The sequence below is a fragment of the Streptomyces sp. NPDC012888 genome, from assembly GCF_042900645.1.
Lineage (GTDB): Bacteria > Actinomycetota > Actinomycetes > Streptomycetales > Streptomycetaceae > Streptomyces.
The window spans coordinates 93294-110750 of record NZ_JBIBBM010000016.1; the positions used below are offsets into that span (position 1 = coordinate 93294).

Below are 17457 nucleotides of genomic sequence, written 5' to 3' on the forward strand. Positions count from 1 at the left end.
GGGACCGGCGCCGTGCGCGCAGTCCCGGCGGCTGGCATCCGGAAGACCGCTTCTCTCATCGGCTTCACTCTTTCACCGGAACACCCCAGGTCAATGACCGCCTCGCCGGTCGCCACCGGTTCGAGTGGCCCCGTCGCCCGGGGGGCCGGTCAACCTCCAGCCCCCGTCCCGCCGTTCGACGAACCCCAGAGAGTGAAGTTCGTACAGTCTGCCGATGACTTCATCGGTGCCGGTGCCCGCGGCGAGCGCCACCTCCCCGACGTCGGCCGGCCGGCCCGCGGGAAGCGCCTCCAGGACCCGGGCCGCTGCTGGCGGCAGCAGGTCGTGCGGCAGTACGGGCCCGCGCCGCTCGGGGGCCAGTTCGCCGATCCGCCCGACCAGCTCGACCACCTCGTCGGCGTCGGTGACCAGGGTCGCGTCGGTGCGCAGCAGTTCGTGCACACCGGCGGAGAGCCCGCTGGTCGCGGGCCCGGGTACGCCCATGACGAACCGGCCGAGCCGGCGGGCCCGCCGCGCGGTGACCAGGGAGCCGCTGCGGTAGGCGGCCTCGACGACGACGGTGCCGCGGGTGAGGGCGGCGATGACCCGGTTGCGGAGCACGAACCGGCTGCGGGTGGGGTGGCTCCCGGGCGGCAGCTCCGCGAGGACGAGCCCCTGCCCGGCGATCCGGCCGAGCAGGCCGGCGTGCGCCCGCGGGTAGGGGGTGTCCACGCCGCAGGCCAGCACGGCCGCGGTGGCGCCGCCCGCGGCGAGGGCCCCTCGGTGGGCCGCGGCGTCGATGCCGAAGGCACCGCCGGAGACCACGACCCAGCCGCGCTCGGCGAGCCCCGCCCCGAGGATCTGCGCCATGTGCGCGCCGTACGGGGTGCAGGCCCGGGCTCCGACCAGGGCGACCGAACGCAGCGCCCAGACCCGCAGGTCGGGTCCGCCCCGGACCCAGAGCCCCACCGGCCGGGCGTCGCCGAGGTCGTCCAGCTGCGAGGGCCACTCCACCGATCCGGGGCCGACGAACCGGCCGCCGGCCTCCCGGATCAGGACCAGGTCCGCGGCCGGATCGGCGGCGGCGGCCCGTCTGCGGTAGCCGTCCAGGCGCTCCGGGCCCACCCCGTCGAGGCCGCGGTCTCCGGCGGGCCCGGTGAGCCGCCGCATCAACCCGGCCGCGCCGTACCGGGTCAGCCAGCGGCCGGCCTGCTCGTCGCCGGGCTCGAACACCCGGGTCAGGGCCGCCCTGGCCAGCAGTTCCTGATCCGGCGCGCTGCCGGCCGGGGTCCCGCCGGGCGTCATGACGGGCCTCCGGCCGCGAGCGGCACCCCGCGGGCGATGCCCGTGCGCAGCTCCAGCGCGACAGCCACGTCCAGGGCGTCCGGCCTTTCCTTGCCGGCGAGGTCGGCGACGGTCCAGGCCACTCGGAGCACCCGGTCCAGGCCGCGGGCGGTGAGCAGGCCGCGTTCGAGTTCCCGCTCGGCCTGGGCGAGCGCGCCCGGCGCGGGCTGCCAGCGGGTGCGCAGCTCGTGACCGGGGATCTCGCAGTTGGCCCGCCAGGGCGTGCCCTCCAGCCGCGCCTCCGCGCTGTCGCGGGCCCGCCGGACCCGTTCGGCGACGGCGGCACTGGACTCGCCCCTGCCGCCCTGCCCGAGCAGCTCGGAGCGGGTGACCGGCTCCACCTGGACCCGCAGGTCCACCCGGTCCAGCAGCGGCCCGGAGAGCCGGGCCTGGTAGCGCCGGACCGAGGAGGGCGGGCAGTCGCAGCCGGCCCCCAGCAGGGTGTGCCGGCCACAGGGGCAGGGGTTGGCCGCCAGCACCATCAGGAACCTGGCGGGCAGTCTCATGACCCCGGCCGACCGGGCCACGACCACCTCCCCCGACTCCAGCGGCTGGCGCAGCGCGTCCAGGGCCCTGGGACCGAACTCCGGAGCCTCGTCCAGGAACAGCACGCCGCGGTGGGCCAGGGAGACCGCGCCGGGACGCGGCAGCCCGTTCCCGCCGCCGACCAGCGCCTGCATGCTGGCCGAGTGGTGCGGGGCGCAGTACGGAACGGCCCGGACCAGGGGTTCGCCGGGCGGCAGCATGCCGGCGACCGAGTGGACGGCCGTGACCTCCAGGGACTCCCGCCGGCCGAGCGGCGGCATGATTCCCGGCAGCCGCTCCGCGAGCATCGTCTTGCCGGCGCCCGGGGGCCCGGTGAGGAACAGGTGGTGGCCGCCGGCGGCCGCGACCTCCAGGGCCCGGCGGGCCGCCCGCTGCCCGGCCACGTCGGCGAGGTCGGGCAGGTCGCCCCGGACGCCCTGGCCGGGACCGAGCCCCGCCGCGCGCGCCGCGCCCGGGACGGCGAGGCCGGCCAGTGCGGGGTCGGGGTGGCCCGGGGTGGCGAGCGGGTCCTCCTGGGGTACGTCGGCGCCGGTCAGGACGGCGATGAGCTGGCGCAGGCTGCGGACGCCGAGCACCGAGACGTCCGGCACGAGGGCGGCCTCGCCGGCGCACTGCTCCGGCACCACGACCTGTCGGTACCCGGCCTCCGCGGCGGCGAGTACGGCCGGCAGCACCCCGCGGACGGGGCGGACCCGGCCGTCCAGCCCGAGCTCGCCGATCAGGACGAGCCCGGCGATGGCGGCGGGGTCCACGCTCTCCGCCGCGCCGAGGACGGCCGTCGCCACAGCGAGGTCGAAGCCCGAGCCGGACTTCGGGACGGCCGCGGGGCTGAGCCCGACCGTGAGCTTCTTCTGCGGCCATTCGGCGCCCGAGTTCACCACCGCCGCCCGGACCCGGTCCCGGCTCTCCACCAGCGTCTTGTCGGGCAGGCCCACCAGGGTGAAGGCCGCCACGCCGGGCTCCAGGTCCGCCTGGACCTCCACCAGCACGCCCTCGACCCCCACCAGGGCCACCGAGCAGGTACGCGCGAACCCCATCACGCCACCCCCCTGGCGTGCTCGACCACGGGGGCCCCGCGCCGCGGCAGGACCACTCCGACGAGGTCGATGCGGACCCCGCCCGGCGGCGGACCGCCGTGGTCGGCCAGCCACTGCTCGGCGAGCCGGCGCAGCCGTTCCGCCTTGCCGGCCGTCACCGCGGCCATCGGGTGTTCGAACGTGCCCGCCCTGCGGGTCTTCACCTCGCAGACCACCAGGGCGTCGCCGTCGCGGGCGAGGATGTCGATCTCACCGCTCCGCCCGGACCGCCAGTTCCTCGCGATCACCGTCATCCCGACCAGGACCAGCCGCCGCGCGGCCAGCTCCTCGCCGTACCTGCCGAGTGCCCCTCGTGCGTCCATCCGGCACCACCTCCGGTACCGACGGTCCCGCACCCCCGCCCACCTTGTGGATCTTGGTGGACGACCGGGCCCCTGTGGACGGCGCGCTCACCCCCAGGGGTGAGATCAGGTGCCCGGGAGCTCCAGGTCGCTCTTGTTGAGCTCCTCGATGTTCACGTCCTTGAACGTGAGGACGCGGACCTGCTTGACGAACCTGGCCGGCCGGTACATGTCCCAGACCCACGCGTCGGCCATCGAGACCTCGAAGAACACCTCGCCCTGCACCGAGTGCACCTGCATCTCGTAGTCGTTGGTGAGGTAGAAGCGACGTTCCGTCTCGATCACGTACTTGAACAGCCCGACGACGTCGCGGTACTCCCGATAGAGCTTCAGCTCCATCTCGGTCTCGTACTTCTCGAGGTCCTCGGCGCTCATGGCATGTTCCCCTTCAGCCGTGCGTCCCCCTATTGTGCGCCAGTCCGCCGGGCCCCTAAACGATTTCGGGGGGCAGGACCACCGGCGCTCCGGGGGGACCCTCGTCGAGCAGGGTGCGGATCAGCCCGGCGAGCGTGGTCGGGTACACCGTCTCACGTGCCGCCGACAGTTCCTCGGAGGTCCACCACCTCGCCCCGGTCACGCTGCGCCGCTCCAGGTCGGTCAGCCCCGACGGCGCGGTCTCGGTCTGCTCGGTGCGGGCCAGGAAGTACCACTCGTCCTGGTCCCAGCGGCGGCCGGCGAACGGGAAGGAGCAGTACCGGTGCCAGAGCACCGGCCCCAGCTCCACCGCCGTGATCCCGGTCTCCTCCGCCAGCTCGCGCAGGGCGGCCTGCTCGCGGCTCTCCCCCTCCTCCAGGCCGCCGCCCGGGGTGAACCACCAGTCGACCCCGGGATCCTCCGGCTCGAACCCGTGCAGCAGCAGGACGCGGTCCGCGGGGTCCAGCAGGATCACCCGCGAGACCTTCCGGACGCCGCCCGGGACACCGCCGTCCGGCTCCTCAACGGACACCGTACGGCTCCCGCCCGCTCCGCCCGCTCCGGCCGAACCGCCTGGCCACCGGCCCGTACGCGGCGCCCGCCACCACCAACACCGCCCCCGCCACGACCGCGGCCAGCTGGATCCGCAGCGGGCCGGGCACGGAGGTCCCGCCGGGCAGGGCCGCGTACGTACGGGGCCGCTCCAGCATCGCCGGGCCGGGCCAGGCGCGGGCGTCCACCCGGCCGGTCACGGCCGAGCGCCCAACGGTGCCCTGACCGGCTTCCTGCAGGTGGGCGCGGGAGTCGAGCGAGGCGGCTCGGCGGTCTCCCAGCAGGAAGAGCTTGCCCTCGGGGACCTTCACCTCGAACGGGGTCTCCGAAGCCGCCCCGGAACCCTGGCCCGAGCCGCCGGCCCGGCTCCCGTCCAGGTAGGGCTCGTCGAGCTCCTTGCCGTTCACGGTGAGCCGGCCGCCCTCGCCGCAGCAGCGGACGGTGTCGCCGCCGATGCCGACGACCCGCTTGACCATGGGCGCGTTGCTCCACATGGAATCAGTGAAGACCACCACGTCGCCGCGGCGCACCTCCCCGCCGTCGATGCGCTGCGCCAGCACCCGGTCCCCGGGCCGCACCGTCGGCATCATCGAGTCCGTGGGGATGGTGTACGGCTGGTAGACCAGCGCCCCCCACACGAACCCGCCCAGGAACATCACGAAACCGATGGCCACGGCCAGCCCCGACAACACGTTGCCGAGGCGGCCGCGGCCACCGGTGTCACGTATCGATCCGCCCATCCCAGCGCCCCCCACACGTTCGGAGATCGTCGACCTGGGCGGCACCCTATCCGGCGGTGGGCCCGCCGGTCAGCTTGCGCCTGCGCCAGAGCACCAGCGGCACCGCGCCGGCCAGCCCCAGGCCGACCGGGGCGAGCCCGACCGCGGCGGCCGCGGCCTGCCCGCCGAGGCCGGGCTGGTCGAAGGTGTCCGGCACCGGCAGGGTGGCCCAGCGCGTCACCGGCCAGGCCACGACGACGGCCCGGCCGACGACCTTGTCGTTCGGCACGAAGCCCTTGGTGACGTCCTCGGTGTGGTAGCGGGAGTCGTAGGAGTTCTGCCGGTGGTCGCCCATCACCCAGATGTGGTCGGCGGGCACCTTCAGCGGGCCGAACGGCTTGTCGTCGCAGGGGGTGTTCCCCGGGAAGACGTACGACTGCTCGTCGAGGGCCTTGCCGTTGACCTTGACCGGGCCGCCCTTCTGGCACTCCACGGTGTCCCCGCCGACCGCGATGACCCGCTTGATCAGGTCCTTCTCCTCGGCCGAGGGCATCAGGCCGATGAAGCTCAGCACCCGCTGGAAGGCGTTGGGCTCGGGGGTCGGCTCTCCGGCCAGCCACTGCGCCGGGTCGTGGAAGACCACGACCTCGCCCCGCTCGGGCTCGGACCCGAACCAGGGGGTCAGCTTGTCCACCAGCACCCGGTCGCCGCGCTGCAGGGTGTTCTGCATCGAGTCGGAGGGGATGGAGAACGCCTGGACCAGGAAGGTCTTGATCAGCAGGGCGAGGACCAGGGCGATACCGATGAGGAGGGGCAGCTCCTTCCAGAAGGAGCGCTGCGGGCGCGCGTCGTCGCCTTCGTCCGCGGCCATCCCGGCCTCGACGCCCTGCTCGGGGTCGGCCGGCTGCTCGGGCCGGTCCTCGGGCTCCTCGCGTCCGGACGACCGTGCGCCTACTGCCACATCCCCCACGTCCACTCCTCACTCGTATGACACGCCCGTGCCGGACAGGGCACGGGTCTCCACTCCCTTAACGAGCGGAAGTTCCCCAAGGCTCGGGAGACCCAGGACACACACTCGCAAGACCCAGGACACACTATGCGAACGGTCTGCTCCGGCGGCGCCCGCGGCGCGCGGGATCGGGCACGGAGGCGAAGACGGCGGGCTGTTCGAGCTGCCGCCAGTGGTCCGTGGGCCAGGCGATCACGAAGGCCCGGCCGACCACGCTGCTCTCCGCGATGGTGCCCTGGTGGGCCTCGTCCAGGTGGTAGCGGGAGTCGGCGGAGTTGGACCGGTGGTCGCCCATCACGAAGAGCCGGCCCTCTGGCACGACGACCTCGAACCTGATCTCGGAGGGGGCGTTGCCGCGCATCACGTACGGCTCGTTCATCGCGTACCCGTTGACGCTCACCCGGCCCTTGGCGTCGCAGCACTTGACGGTGTCCCCGCCGACCCCGATGACCCGTTTGATCAGGTCCTGCTCGTCCGAGGAGGGCAGCAGGCCGATGAAGGTCAGCACCTGCTTGAGCTGCTTGACGCCGATCGGGTCGGGGGCCGGCCGCGCCGCCTCGCCCTGGAGCCAGCCCCCCGGGTCCCTGAAGACCACCACGTCACCGCGTTCCGGCCGGCTGCCGAACCAGGGGGTGAACTTGTCCACGAGCACCCGGTCGCCGATCCGGATGGTCTGCTCCATGGAACCGGAGGGGATGTAGAAGGCCTGCACGAGGAAGGTCTTCAGCAGCAGGGCGATCAGCAGGGCGACCGCCACCAGCAGCGGCAGCTCGCCCACCGTCCGGGTCCGCCGGCGCCGCCTGACGCGGCGGGCCAGCCGGCGCCGCTCGGCCCTCCCGCCGAGCGCGGCCAGGTCCCGGTCGCGTTCGGCGCGGGACCGCCCCCTGCTACCCATGTCCGCCGCCGGATCCGCCGGGTCTGCCCCAGCGGGAGAGCGGCCAGCCGATCCACTCGGCCCGGCCGATCACCTTCTCCACGGGCACCATGCCGCCTCCCGGTGAGCCGAGGTGGTCGCGGGAGTCCCTCGACTGGGAGCGGTGGTCGCCCATGACCCACAGGGTGCCCAGTGGGACGACGGTCTTGAAGGGCACCGTGGAGGGGGCGTCGCCGGGGTGGAGGTAGGGCTCGTGGACTGGCTCGCCGTTGACGGTGATCCGGCCGTCGGCGTCGCAGCAGACCACGTCGTCGCCGCCCACGCCCACCACCCGCTTAACGAAGTCGGTCTCGGCAGGCTCGGCGAGGCCCAGGGCCGCGGCGGCGCCGTGCAGTGCCTCGCCCAGCGGGTCGGCCCCGGCCCGTTCCCGTACGAAGGAGCCGGTGCCGTCGAAGACCACCAGGTCGCCGCGGCGCGGCTCGTTGCCGAAACGGTACGCCAGCTTGTTGACCAGTACCCGGTCGCCGACGGCCAGCGTGGGCTCCATCGACCGGCTCGGGATCAGGAAGGGCTGCAGGACGAAGTTGGCGAACAGCACCACGCCGAGGGCCCCCGCCAGGCCGGCGAGGACGGCCCGCCGCCGGGTCAGCCCCGCGAGCACCCCGGAGAACGCGGAACGCGACCGCTCCACCCCCTGCTCGGGGGCGGCGCGGTCGCGTTCCGGGATTCGTGCTTCGGTGTCCATCGGGGGGAGCCTATCCGGCTGCCCCCGGACCCGGAGCCGAGATCACTTGTCGCGCTTCTCCTTGATCTTCGCGGCCTTGCCGCGGAGCTCACGGAGGTAGTACAGCTTGGCGCGGCGGACGTCACCGCGGGTGACGAGCTCGATCTTCTCGAAGATCGGGGAGTTCACCGGGAAGGTGCGCTCGACGCCGACGGAGAAGGAGACCTTGCGGACGGTGAAGGTCTCGGAGACGCCGGAGCCCTGCCGGCGGATGACGACGCCCTTGAACTGCTGGATACGGGAGCGGTTGCCCTCGATCACGCGGACGTGAACGTTGACGGTGTCACCCGGGCGGAACGCCGGGACGTCCGAGCGCAGGGAGGCGGCGTTGACGCCATCGAGGAGAGAAGACATGTTCTTCGTCTGCTTTCTTCGCACGACGCCACAGGTCGCCGTACGGGTTTTCGTGGATGATTCGGGAGCCGTTCCACCCTGCGGGCGACTGTCCCCCTGTGGCAGGGGCGCACGCGGGCGTACAGCAGCCGCCTATTCTTCCACGGCCTCGGGCCTGCGCCAAAATCGGCCGTCCGGGGATGGCGACCAGCCCAGGATGCTGAGGGTCTCGCGGTCCTTCTTGTCGAAGGCGGCGGAGTCGGTGCGCTCGATCAGGTCGGGCCGGTTCAGCGCCGTGCGCGCGAAGGCCTGGTCGCGGCGCCAGCGGGCGATCTTCCCGTGGTGGCCGCTGAGCAGCACCTCCGGGATGCCGCGGCCGCGCCACACCGGAGGCTTGGTGTAGACCGGTCCTTCCAGCAGGTTGGCCATCTCGCCGGGCGCGAAGGAGTCGTCCCGGTGGGACTCGGCGTTGCCGAGGACGCCGGGCAGCAGCCGGGCCACCGCCTCGGTGATCACCAGGACCGCTGCCTCGCCGCCGGCCAGCACGTAGTCGCCGATGGAGACCTCGTAGACCGGCATGCGGGTGGCGTACTCGTCCATCACCCGGCGGTCGATGCCCTCGTACCGGGCCGGGGCGAAGATCAGCCAGGGCCGCTCGGACAGCTCGACGGCGAGTTCCTGGGTGAACGGGCGGCCGCTGGGGGTGGGCACCACCATGACCGGGCCGTGCGCGCCGGCCTCGTAGCCCGCCGCCAGGGCGTCGTCCAGGCAGTCGCCCCAGGGCTCGGTCTTCATGACCATGCCGGGACCGCCGCCGTACGGGGTGTCGTCGACCGTGTTGTGGCGGTCGTACGTCCATTCGCGCAGGTCGTGGACGTGTACGTCGAGCCGGCCGCGGGCTGCGGCCTTGCCGACGAGGGAGACGTTCAGCGGCGCCAGGTACTCCGGGAAGATCGTGACGACGTCGAGCCGCATCAGCCCTCGTCCCCTGCGGCGTCACGGGGGGAGGCGATCTCGGCGCGGTCGTCGACGAGGCCGGGCGGCGGGTCGATGACGGCGCGCTGGTTCTCCAGGTCGATCTCGGTGACGATCTCCTCCACGAAGGGGACCATCACCTCGCTGCCGTCCTCGCGCTCGACGATGAACAGGTCCTGCGACGGCAGGTGGGAGATCTCGGTGATCCGCCCGATCACGGTCCCGTCGGCGAGCACGACGTCCAGGTCGATCAGCTGGTGGTCGTAGAACTCGTCCGGGTCCTCGGGGAGCTCCGACGGGTCCACGTCCGCGATGAGCAGGGTGTTGCGCAGCGCCTCGGCGGCGTTGCGGTCCTTGACGCCGGCGAAGCGGAGCAGCAGCCGGCCGCTGTGCACCCGGCCCGTCTCGACGGTCAGCGGGCCGGCCGACGCCGGTTCCGTCCGGAGCACGGCACCCGGGCCGAGCCTCAGCTCGGGCTCGTCGGTGCGCACCTCGACGGTGACCTCACCCTTGATGCCGTGGGCGCGCCCGATCCGCGCGACTACGAGCTCCACGATCCATATCTCCTGTCAGGACGACGACGGGCCGGGGCGGGCACGATCGCCCTCCCCGGCCCGTGCCGGTGATTCGACTTGCTCAGCGGACCTGGTCCACGTCGACGAGGTCGACGCGGATCCCCCGGCCGCCGATGGCGCCCACGACGGTCCGCAGGGCACGCGCGGTGCGGCCGTTGCGGCCGATCACCTTGCCGAGGTCGTCGGGGTGGACCCGGACCTCCAGCACCTGCCCGCGGCGCAGGTTGCGCGAGGCGACCTGCACGTCTTCGGGGTTGTCGACAATGCCCTTCACGAGGTGCTCAAGAGCCTCCTCGAGCATGCTCAGGCCTCGGTCGACTCGGCGGCGGCCTCGGCCTCGTCCGCCTTCTTCTCAGCCTTCTTCTTCTGGGTGATGGCCTCGCCCTTGGCGTCGCCACCTTCCAGCGCCTTCGCGAACTCGTCGAAGGAACGACGCTTGTCTTCCTTCGTCGCCGGCTGCAGCAGCGGCTTCTCCGGGGCCGGCAGGCCCTTGTGCTTCTGCCAGTCGCCGGTGAGCTTCAGGATGGCGAGGACCGGCTCGGTCGGCTGGGCGCCGACGGACAGCCAGTACTGCGCACGCTCGGAGTCGACCTCGATGCGCGACGGGTTGTACGTCGGCTGGTAGAGGCCGATCTCCTCGATCGCGCGACCGTCCCGGCGGGTGCGGGAGTCGGCGACGACGATGCGGTAGTGGGGCGAGCGAATCTTGCCGAGACGCTTCAGCTTGATCTTGACTGCCACTGGAGTGGTGTCTCCTGGTCTTGACGTGGTTGGGCACAACGAGATGCCACGTGGGGTTGCGGTACTCGGGTGCCCGATGGACGCGTCAGCCGGAGGAGAGAGGGGTCCTGTGCGGCTGTCGAGTACAGCTACTCATTGTGCCACACGCCCATCCGGGGTCAGGACGCGGCTGCGGCCACCGCCACCTCGGGGATCCGGAAGGGCTTGCCGCACCCGCCGCACACGATCGGGGCCTGGGCCAGCACGGAGGGCACCACCCGGACGTTCCGCCCGCAGTCGCAGACCGCCTTGACCCGGACGCCGCCGCCGGAGGAGCCGTGCCGGGCGGCCGGGCCGCGGAAGCTGCGCTTGGTGTCGGCCGCGGTGGCCGCGGTGTGCGCCTTGAGCGCGCGCTGGAGCCGCTCCATGGTGGCCCGGTAGCGCTTCTTGGCCTCGGGGTTGAGCGAGACCAGCGAGAACCCGCTGCTGGCGTGCGGCTCCTCGGAGTGGTCCAGGCCCATCTCCTCGGCGATCGCGAGGAACCGGCGGTTGTGGTAGCGGCCGGCCCGCGAGGTGTCGCGCACTCCTCGGGCTGCGGCGATGCCGTGGACTGCCTCGTGCAGCAGTCGCTCGAAGGAGAGTTCGGCGCCGCAGGCGGACGAGGACTCTCCGATCAGGGACTCGGGCGCGGCAAGGTCGGGCAGCTCGGGGTGGTACCGCTGAATGTCGGCCCACGCCTGCGCCAGCTCTGCGGCGAGTACAGGTGGTGTCGTGCTCACGTCGTGACAACGAGCCGGGGTGCCCGGGTGTTCCGATTCCGGGCCATTCCAAATTTTTTGCACGTACCAGTCAGTTCAGTCTCATGCGTCCTGACGAGGGCGGTTACGCCGAAGCCCGTATGGAGCAGGAGGAGTCGGTACGTACGGGAGGTCCCCCGGAACGAGCCCGGGGGACCACATCCGTCGACCGGTGTCCCGTCAGTACGAGCGCGCCACGATCGCCAGGGTGCCCGGGGCGTCGTCCGCCTCCGGCACCGAGCCGTCCTCCGCGATCAGGCAGCGCACCGAGACGGCCTGCTCGGCGAGCTTGGCCTCGCCCTCGGGGCCCAGCACGTCCCACGGGATGCGCGCCCATCCGCCGGCCACCGCGGCCTCGCCCGCGGCCTCGACGGTGGTGACGTCGGTGGTGCGGGCCTCGCGGCGCTCGCGCGACTCGCGCAGCAGCTGCGCCTGGTCCTCGTCGAGGACCTTGGGCAGCAGGTCCACGAGGGAGTCGATCTGCACCGGCTCCTTGCCGCCGGGGATGCGGCGGGCCAGCATCGCGGTGCCGTTCTCCAGGTCGCGCGGGCCGATCTCGATGCGCACCGGGACGCCCTTGAGCTCCCAGTCGACGGCACGGCGGCCGAACGGGGTGTCGACCCGGTCGTCGACGAAGACCCGGATGCCCGCGGCCTTCAGCCGGTCGCCGAGCTCGCGGACCTTGGCCACGGCCTCGTCGCCCTTGATGGCCATGACGACGACCTGGACGTGCGCCAGGCGCGGCGGGACCCGCAGGCCGTTGTCGTCGCCGTGGGACATGATCAGACCGCCGACCATGCGGGTGGAGACGCCCCAGGAGGTCTGCCAGACCAGCTCCTGCTTGCTGTCCCTGGACAGGTAGGAGGTGTTGAAGGCCTTGGCGAAGTTGGTGCCGAGCTCGTGGCTGGTGCCCATCTGGAGGGCCTTGCCGTCGCCCATCATGCCCTCGAGGGTGAGGGTGTTGATGGCGCCCGCGAACCGCTCCTTGGCGGTCTTGCGGCCGAGCACGACGTCGATGCCGAGCACGTTGGTCATGAAGTCGCCGTACACGTTCCGGTGGATGTGCGCGGCGTAGTCGCGGGCGTCCTCGTAGGTGGCGTGGGCGGTGTGGCCCTCCTGCCAGAGGAACTCGCTCGTACGGAGGAAGACGCGCGGGCGCATCTCCCAGCGGACCACGTTGGCCCACTGGTTGATCAGCAGGGGCAGGTCGCGGTAGCTCTGGACCCACTTGGAGAAGTAGTCGTTGATGATCGTCTCGGAGGTGGGGCGGACGACGACCGGCTCCTCCAGCTCCTTGCCACCGCCGTGGGTGACGACCGCGAGCTCGGGGGCGAAGCCCTCGACGTGCTCGGCCTCCTTGGTCAGGTAGGACTGCGGGATGAAGAGCGGGAAGTACGCGTTCTGGGCGCCCGCCTCCTTGATGCGCGCGTCCATCTCCTGCTGCATCCGCTCCCAGAGCCCGTAGCCGTACGGTCGGATGACCATCGTGCCGCGCACTGGGCCGTTGTCGGCCAGCTCGGCCTTGTTGATCAGATCCTGGTACCAGCGGGGGAAGTCCTCCGCCTGGGGGGTGAGAACGGGAGCCTTTGCCATGGCGCGAATGGTACGGCGCCGGGCACGCCGAGCGTGAATCGGGCCGGAATCCGGATGCGCGCTCCTCTGGACGCGGGGGCGAAGTGGGAGTTCCCTGGCAACGGGGGCATGGGGGCGAGACGGGAATCAGGAGCGCTCTTTCTATGACACCGACACCGACAGCGACGCACGTGGCCCGGGACTGGGCGGAGATCCAGGAACGGATGCTGGTACCGCTGTACGAGGCGGTCAACGACCGGCTCGACCTCGGGCCCGGCAGGCGGCTGCTGGCCCTGGACTGCGGGGCCGGGCTGGCCCTGCTGCTGGCCGGCGCGCGGGGCGCCCGCGCCACCGGCGTGGAACGGGACCCGGCCCGCCGGGAACTCGCCCGGGAGCGACTGCTGGAGGTGCTCTCGGCGCCGCCGGTCGCGGTGTCCGGGCCGGGCCCTCACCCGTACGACGTACTGACCGCCTTCTCTCCGGCGCCGGCGGAGCTGGCCGAGGCGCTGCCGGCGGTGCGCCGGGGCGGGGCGGTGGTGCTGTCGGGCTGGGGGCCGCGGGAACGCTGCACCGTGCCGGGGCTGCCGGCGCCGGTGGACCTGGACGCGCTGGTGGAGCGCGCGGGCCTGAGACCGGACGGTTCGGGCCGGGTGTTCTGCCCGTTCGGGTACGCGGACGCGGAGAGCGCCGTACGGGGTCTGCTGTCGACCGGGATGTACGACCTGTCGGACCCGGTCCAGGCGGAGAAGGAGCTGACCGAGGCGCTGCACCCGTACGAGCGGGCGGACGGTTCGGTCTGGCTGCCGAACATCTTCCGCTACGTCATCGCCCGGGTGCCCTAGGAGGACTCGGCGGCGGGCTTCTTCGCGAGCCGGGTGATGCCGGCGGCGGCGTAGGCGGCGTCCTCGTCCAGGGTCTCGTTGGCCAGCAGGGCGGTGGCGAGGGCGTCCAGCTTGTCGCGGTGCTCGCGCAGCAGGCGGCAGGCGTTCTCGTAGCACTCGTCGACGATCCGGCGCATCTCGGCGTCCACCGCGTCGAGGGTGGCGGGGGCGGCGGTCAGGCCGTACGGGGACTGGCCGTCGGCGGGGATCGCGGTGAGCCGGCCGACGCGTTCGCTCATGCCCCAGCGGCCGACCATGCCGCGGGCGAGGTTGGTGACCTGTTCCAGGTCGTTCTCGGCGCCGGTGGTGACGACGTCGTAGACGACCTGCTCGGCGGCCATGCCGCCGAGGGCGCCGATGATCCGGCCGCGGAGGTACTCCTCGGTGTAGGAGTAGCGGTCGGCCTCCGGGGTGGACAGGGTGACGCCGAGGGCGCGGCCGCGCGGCACGATGGTGATCTTGCGGACCGGGTCGGCCCCGGGGTGCAGCATGCCGAGGAGGGCGTGGCCGCTCTCGTGGTAGGCGGTGCGGCGGCGCTCCTCCTCGGGCATGACCAGCGGGCGTTCGGCACCGAGCTGGACCTTCTCCAGGGCGTCGGAGAGGTCGGCCCGGGTGACCGCGTCCTGCTTCCGCTTCACGGCCAGCAGGGCGGCCTCGTTGGCGAGGTTGGCCAGCTCGGCGCCGGTCATTCCGGGGGTGGTGCGGGCGACCCGGGCCAGGTCCACGTCGGGGCCGAGGGGGATGTCCCGGGTGTGGATGCGCAGGATGGCCTCGCGGCCGGCGCGGTCGGGCGGGGCGACGGTGACGGTGCGGTCGAAGCGGCCGGGGCGGGTCAGGGCGGGGTCGAGCACGTCCATCCGGTTGGTGGCGGCGATGACGACCACGCCCTCGGAACCGGAGAAGCCGTCCATCTCGGTGAGGATCTGGTTGAGGGTCTGCTCGCGCTCGTCGTGGCCGCCCATGCCGGCGCCGCCGCCGCGGGCGCGGCCGATGGTGTCGATCTCGTCGATGAAGATGATCGAGGGGGCGACCTTGCGGGCCTCGGCGAAGAGCTCGCGGACCCGGGAGGCGCCGACGCCGACGATCATCTCGATGAACTCGGAGGCGGACGCCGAGAAGAACGGCACGCCGGCCTCGCCGGCCACGGCACGGGCCAGCAGGGTCTTGCCGGTGCCGGGCGGGCCGGCCAGCAGGACACCGCCGGGCATCCGGGCGCCCATGCGGCGGTAGGCCTGGGGGTTCTTGAGGAAGTCGACGACCTCGCTGAGCTCCTGTTCGACCTCGTCGATGCCGGCGACGTCCTCGAAGGTGGTGCGCTTGGCCCCTTGCAGTTCGACCGGTCTGGGGGGCGCTTTCCGGCCGAGCCCGCCCATGCCGCCCATCGCCCCGCCCATCCGCCGGGCGACCAGCATCCACAGCGCGACGAGCAGCAGCATGGGGGCGAGCGAGAGGAGCAGGTTGGCCAGGAAGCTGCGCTGGGCGACGACGGGTTCGGCGGTGACGGTCACCCCCTTGGCGGTGAGGCCGGACCAGAGCTCGTCGTCGGCGAAGGCGGGCCGCTGGGTGACGAACTTGGTGTAGTCGCCCTTGCCGCCGGGCACTTGCTGCGCGTCCTTCAGCTGGCCCTGGATGGCGTCGCCCTTGGAGTAGATCTTCGAGACGTTGCCGGCGGCGACCTGCTTGCTGAACTCCGTGTAGGAGATGGTCGGCTCGTCGACGTCGTTGAAGAAGGACAGGACCAGGTTGGTGATCAGGTAGACGATCAGCGCGGCGAGGACCAGGCCCCGCCAGCCCCCGGGCATCTTCTTCCTCGGCGGCGGGGAGGGCGGGGCTCCCTCGGACCGCCAGGGCGTGTCCGCCCGGTCGCGCGGGGGCACGGGGGTGGGGGTGGGCACCGGAGGGCCTCCTTCGTCCGTCCTCCGGCCGACCCTAAGCGACGAATCGGACCTTTGCCCGATATGGGGTGCGGGTGGGGACGGCGCCCGGACATGCGGCAGGGCCGCACCCCGCCTTCCCGGGGGGAAGGGGGTGCGGCCCTGCCGCGCCGCAGACCGCGACCGCGACCGCCTACTTCATGAACTTCTTGAACTCGTCCGGGAGCTCGAAGTCCTCACCGGGCCCGCCGGCGGGGAGGCCGAACGGGTTGCCCGCACCGGCCGGCAGCTCGCCCTGCGGGCCCTGCTCCCGGCGCGCCTGGGCGGCGGCCTCCTCGGCCTTCCGCTTCATCGGGTTGCCGCTCTTGCGCTTGCCCTTGGCCTGCTTGACCTGCTTCTTCTGCCGGCCGGGGCCGCCGCCCATGCCCGGGATGCCGGGCATGCCGGGCATGCCGCCGCCCTGGGCCATGCGGGACATCATCTTGCGGGCCTCGAAGAACCGCTCCACGAGGTTCTTGACGGCGCTGACCTCGACGCCGGAGCCCTTGGCGATACGGGCGCGGCGGGAGCCGTTGATGATCGTCGGGTCCTGGCGCTCCGCCGGGGTCATCGACTTGATGATCGCGGCGGTGCGGTCCACGTCGCGCTCGTCGATGTTGTTGATCTGCTCCTTGATCTGGCCCATGCCGGGAAGCATGCCGAGCAGCTTGGAGATGGAGCCCATCTTCCGGACCTGCTCCATCTGGGCCAGGAAGTCGTCGAGGGTGAACTCCTTGGGGCCCTTGGCGAGCTTGGCCGCCATCTTCTCGGCCTCGGCCTGCGAGAAGGTCTTCTCGGCCTGCTCGATGAGGGTGAGCATGTCACCCATGTCGAGGATCCGGCCGGCCATGCGGTCCGGGTGGAAGGCGTCGAAGTCGTCGAGCTTCTCGCCGTTCGAGGCGAACATGATCTGCTTGCCGGTGACGTGCGCGATGGAGAGCGCGGCACCGCCGCGGGCGTCGCCGTCGAGCTTGGACAGCACGACGCCGTCGAAGCCGACGCCGTCGCGGAAGGCCTCGGCGGTGTTGACCGCGTCCTGGCCGATCATGGCGTCGACGACGAAGAGGATCTCGTCCGGGCTGACCGCGTCGCGGATGTCGGCGGCCTGCTGCATCAGCTCGGCGTCGATGCCGAGGCGGCCGGCGGTGTCGACGATGACGATGTCGTACTGCTTGGTGCGGGCGTACTCGACCGAGTCCTTGGCGACCTGGACCGGGTCGCCGACCCCGTTGCCCGGCTGCGGCGCGTAGACGCCGACGCCGGCGCGCTCGGCGACCACGCTGAGCTGGTTGACGGCGTTGGGGCGCTGGAGGTCGCAGGCGACCAGCAGCGGGGAGTGGCCCTGGCCCTTCAGCCACAGACCGAGCTTTCCGGCGAGGGTGGTCTTACCGGCACCCTGGAGACCGGCGAGCATGATCACGGTGGGTGCGGTCTTGGCGTACCGCAGGCGGCGGGTCTCGCCGCCGAGGATGCCGACGAGCTCCTCGTTGACGATCTTGAGGACCTGCTGGGAGGGGTTCAGCGCCTTGGAGACCTCGGCGCCGAGCGACCGCTCCTTGACGTTCTTGATGAACGAGCGGACCACGGGGAGGGCGACGTCGGCTTCGAGGAGCGCGATACGGATCTCCCGGGCCGCGGCGTCGACATCCGCCTCGGACAGGCGGCCCTTGCCTCGCAGGGTCTTGAAGGTACTCGCCAGGCGGTCGGAGAGGGTATCGAACACGGCGCTCGCTGGTCCTTGGGCTCGGGGACGTTGAGAATCGCCCTCCAGGGTATCCGGCCGAGCAGACGAATAGGTCCCGCCCGCCTGACTGGCGGACGGAACCGGAGCCCCGCAGGGGCCGGGGAGCAGGCACGGGACACCGCGGCCCCTCGGGCGCGCTCGGGATCGCCCCCACAGCGGCGGGGAGCACACCCCGACAACGAGCACCCCGCTCCCCGGTCACGCCCGGCGGGCGCGCCGTGGCAGGAAGTGGCCCGGGACCGGCCCCGTACTCCGGGGCTCCTGCCCGGCCCGCTCGAGCGCCGCTCG

The 17457-nt window shown here is 72.5% G+C and carries 19 protein-coding genes; 1 reads left to right on the top strand and 18 read right to left on the bottom strand.

Going from position 1 to position 17457, the window contains the following annotated elements; genetic code table 11:
- Window positions 1-90: 90 nt before the first annotated feature.
- The 16 genes from dprA to proS all read right to left on the bottom strand — a co-directional run bounded on the left by dprA (window position 91) and on the right by proS (window position 12652).
- A complete protein-coding gene (gene dprA / locus ACFY61_RS25575; protein WP_389475470.1) occupies window positions 91-1284 on the bottom strand; it encodes a DNA-processing protein DprA in 1194 nt (397 codons plus the stop codon).
- Window positions 1281-2906, bottom strand: a complete 1626-nt coding sequence (locus ACFY61_RS25580) for a YifB family Mg chelatase-like AAA ATPase (RefSeq protein WP_389475472.1) — start codon at window positions 2904-2906, stop codon at window positions 1281-1283. The genes dprA and ACFY61_RS25580 overlap by 4 nt, the downstream gene beginning before the upstream one ends.
- Complete coding sequence (locus tag ACFY61_RS25585; RefSeq protein WP_389475474.1) at window positions 2906-3268, bottom strand: YraN family protein; 363 nt, start codon at window positions 3266-3268, stop codon at window positions 2906-2908. The genes ACFY61_RS25580 and ACFY61_RS25585 overlap by 1 nt, the downstream gene beginning before the upstream one ends.
- Before the next feature lie 105 nt (window positions 3269-3373).
- Window positions 3374-3682 carry a DUF2469 domain-containing protein gene (locus ACFY61_RS25590; RefSeq protein WP_153486264.1) on the bottom strand — a complete coding sequence of 103 codons (309 nt, stop codon included), beginning with the start codon at window positions 3680-3682 and terminating at the stop codon, window positions 3374-3376.
- Between the two features lie 55 nt (window positions 3683-3737).
- The gene (locus ACFY61_RS25595) at window positions 3738-4253 is read right to left on the bottom strand and encodes an NUDIX hydrolase (RefSeq protein WP_389475476.1); all 516 of its coding nucleotides are present in this window, start codon (window positions 4251-4253) and stop codon (window positions 3738-3740) included.
- Window positions 4243-5013, bottom strand: coding sequence for a signal peptidase I (gene lepB / locus ACFY61_RS25600; RefSeq protein WP_389475478.1), 771 nt, complete (start codon window positions 5011-5013; stop codon window positions 4243-4245). Before lepB (ACFY61_RS25600) ends, ACFY61_RS25595 begins: the two co-directional genes overlap by 11 nt.
- A 46-nt stretch (window positions 5014-5059) precedes the next feature.
- A complete protein-coding gene (gene lepB / locus ACFY61_RS25605) occupies window positions 5060-5953 on the bottom strand; it encodes a signal peptidase I (RefSeq protein ID WP_389475651.1) in 894 nt (297 codons plus the stop codon).
- A gap of 133 nt (window positions 5954-6086) precedes the next feature.
- Window positions 6087-6896: a signal peptidase I gene (gene lepB / locus ACFY61_RS25610; RefSeq protein WP_389475480.1), complete on the bottom strand. Its 810-nt coding sequence runs from the start codon at window positions 6894-6896 to the stop codon at window positions 6087-6089.
- Window positions 6889-7620 carry a signal peptidase I gene (lepB, locus tag ACFY61_RS25615; protein WP_389475482.1) on the bottom strand — a complete coding sequence of 244 codons (732 nt, stop codon included), beginning with the start codon at window positions 7618-7620 and terminating at the stop codon, window positions 6889-6891. The genes lepB (ACFY61_RS25610) and lepB (ACFY61_RS25615) overlap by 8 nt, the downstream gene beginning before the upstream one ends.
- A gap of 42 nt (window positions 7621-7662) precedes the next feature.
- Window positions 7663-8013, bottom strand: a complete 351-nt coding sequence (gene rplS, locus ACFY61_RS25620; protein ID WP_389475486.1) for a 50S ribosomal protein L19 — start codon at window positions 8011-8013, stop codon at window positions 7663-7665.
- 132 nt (window positions 8014-8145) lie between these two features.
- Window positions 8146-8967: a tRNA (guanosine(37)-N1)-methyltransferase TrmD gene (gene trmD, locus ACFY61_RS25625; RefSeq protein ID WP_389475488.1), complete on the bottom strand. Its 822-nt coding sequence runs from the start codon at window positions 8965-8967 to the stop codon at window positions 8146-8148.
- A complete protein-coding gene (gene rimM, locus ACFY61_RS25630) occupies window positions 8967-9521 on the bottom strand; it encodes a ribosome maturation factor RimM (protein ID WP_389475490.1) in 555 nt (184 codons plus the stop codon). The genes trmD and rimM overlap by 1 nt, the downstream gene beginning before the upstream one ends.
- 82 nt (window positions 9522-9603) lie before the next feature.
- Window positions 9604-9843 (bottom strand): RNA-binding protein, encoded by a 240-nt coding sequence (locus tag ACFY61_RS25635; protein ID WP_266383839.1) that lies wholly within the window; start codon window positions 9841-9843, stop codon window positions 9604-9606.
- 2 nt (window positions 9844-9845) lie between these two features.
- Complete coding sequence (gene rpsP / locus ACFY61_RS25640) at window positions 9846-10283, bottom strand: 30S ribosomal protein S16 (RefSeq protein WP_389475492.1); 438 nt, start codon at window positions 10281-10283, stop codon at window positions 9846-9848.
- Between the two features lie 158 nt (window positions 10284-10441).
- On the bottom strand, window positions 10442-11041 hold the full coding sequence (locus tag ACFY61_RS25645) for a hypothetical protein (RefSeq protein ID WP_389475494.1): 600 nt from the start codon (window positions 11039-11041) through the stop codon (window positions 10442-10444).
- 198 nt (window positions 11042-11239) lie between these two features.
- On the bottom strand, window positions 11240-12652 hold the full coding sequence (gene proS, locus ACFY61_RS25650) for a proline--tRNA ligase (protein WP_389475496.1): 1413 nt from the start codon (window positions 12650-12652) through the stop codon (window positions 11240-11242).
- Window positions 12653-12795: 143 nt separating this feature from the next.
- On the opposite strand from proS, the gene ACFY61_RS25655 reads away from it, so the two are divergent.
- Entirely contained in the window at window positions 12796-13473 is a 678-nt protein-coding gene (locus tag ACFY61_RS25655; RefSeq protein WP_389475498.1) for a methyltransferase type 11, read from the top strand.
- On the opposite strand, the gene ftsH is transcribed toward ACFY61_RS25655, so the two are convergent.
- A complete protein-coding gene (ftsH, locus tag ACFY61_RS25660; protein ID WP_389475500.1) occupies window positions 13470-15407 on the bottom strand; it encodes an ATP-dependent zinc metalloprotease FtsH in 1938 nt (645 codons plus the stop codon). The two genes, ACFY61_RS25655 and ftsH, sit on opposite strands and share 4 nt — an antisense overlap.
- Window positions 15408-15579: 172 nt before the next feature.
- Window positions 15580-17148 (bottom strand): signal recognition particle protein, encoded by a 1569-nt coding sequence (ffh, locus tag ACFY61_RS25665; RefSeq protein WP_389475502.1) that lies wholly within the window; start codon window positions 17146-17148, stop codon window positions 15580-15582.
- Window positions 17149-17457: the final 309 nt, after the last annotated feature.

What these genes read in the sequence shown, in the direction of transcription:
- ACFY61_RS25590 (WP_153486264.1), bottom strand. Translation starts at nt 3,682, where the DNA reads ATGAGCGCCGAGGACCTCGAGAAGTACGAGACCGAGATGGAGCTGAAG.
- dprA (WP_389475470.1), bottom strand. Translation starts at nt 1,284, where the DNA reads ATGACGCCCGGCGGGACCCCGGCCGGCAGCGCGCCGGATCAGGAACTG.
- trmD (WP_389475488.1), bottom strand. Translation starts at nt 8,967, where the DNA reads ATGCGGCTCGACGTCGTCACGATCTTCCCGGAGTACCTGGCGCCGCTG.
- lepB (WP_389475478.1), bottom strand. Translation starts at nt 5,013, where the DNA reads ATGGGCGGATCGATACGTGACACCGGTGGCCGCGGCCGCCTCGGCAAC.
- ACFY61_RS25635 (WP_266383839.1), bottom strand. Translation starts at nt 9,843, where the DNA reads ATGCTCGAGGAGGCTCTTGAGCACCTCGTGAAGGGCATTGTCGACAAC.
- ACFY61_RS25580 (WP_389475472.1), bottom strand. Translation starts at nt 2,906, where the DNA reads ATGGGGTTCGCGCGTACCTGCTCGGTGGCCCTGGTGGGGGTCGAGGGC.
- rplS (WP_389475486.1), bottom strand. Translation starts at nt 8,013, where the DNA reads ATGTCTTCTCTCCTCGATGGCGTCAACGCCGCCTCCCTGCGCTCGGAC.
- ACFY61_RS25655 (WP_389475498.1), top strand. Translation starts at nt 12,796, where the DNA reads ATGACACCGACACCGACAGCGACGCACGTGGCCCGGGACTGGGCGGAG.
- proS (WP_389475496.1), bottom strand. Translation starts at nt 12,652, where the DNA reads ATGGCAAAGGCTCCCGTTCTCACCCCCCAGGCGGAGGACTTCCCCCGC.
- lepB (WP_389475480.1), bottom strand. Translation starts at nt 6,896, where the DNA reads ATGGGTAGCAGGGGGCGGTCCCGCGCCGAACGCGACCGGGACCTGGCC.
- lepB (WP_389475482.1), bottom strand. Translation starts at nt 7,620, where the DNA reads ATGGACACCGAAGCACGAATCCCGGAACGCGACCGCGCCGCCCCCGAG.
- ACFY61_RS25585 (WP_389475474.1), bottom strand. Translation starts at nt 3,268, where the DNA reads ATGGACGCACGAGGGGCACTCGGCAGGTACGGCGAGGAGCTGGCCGCG.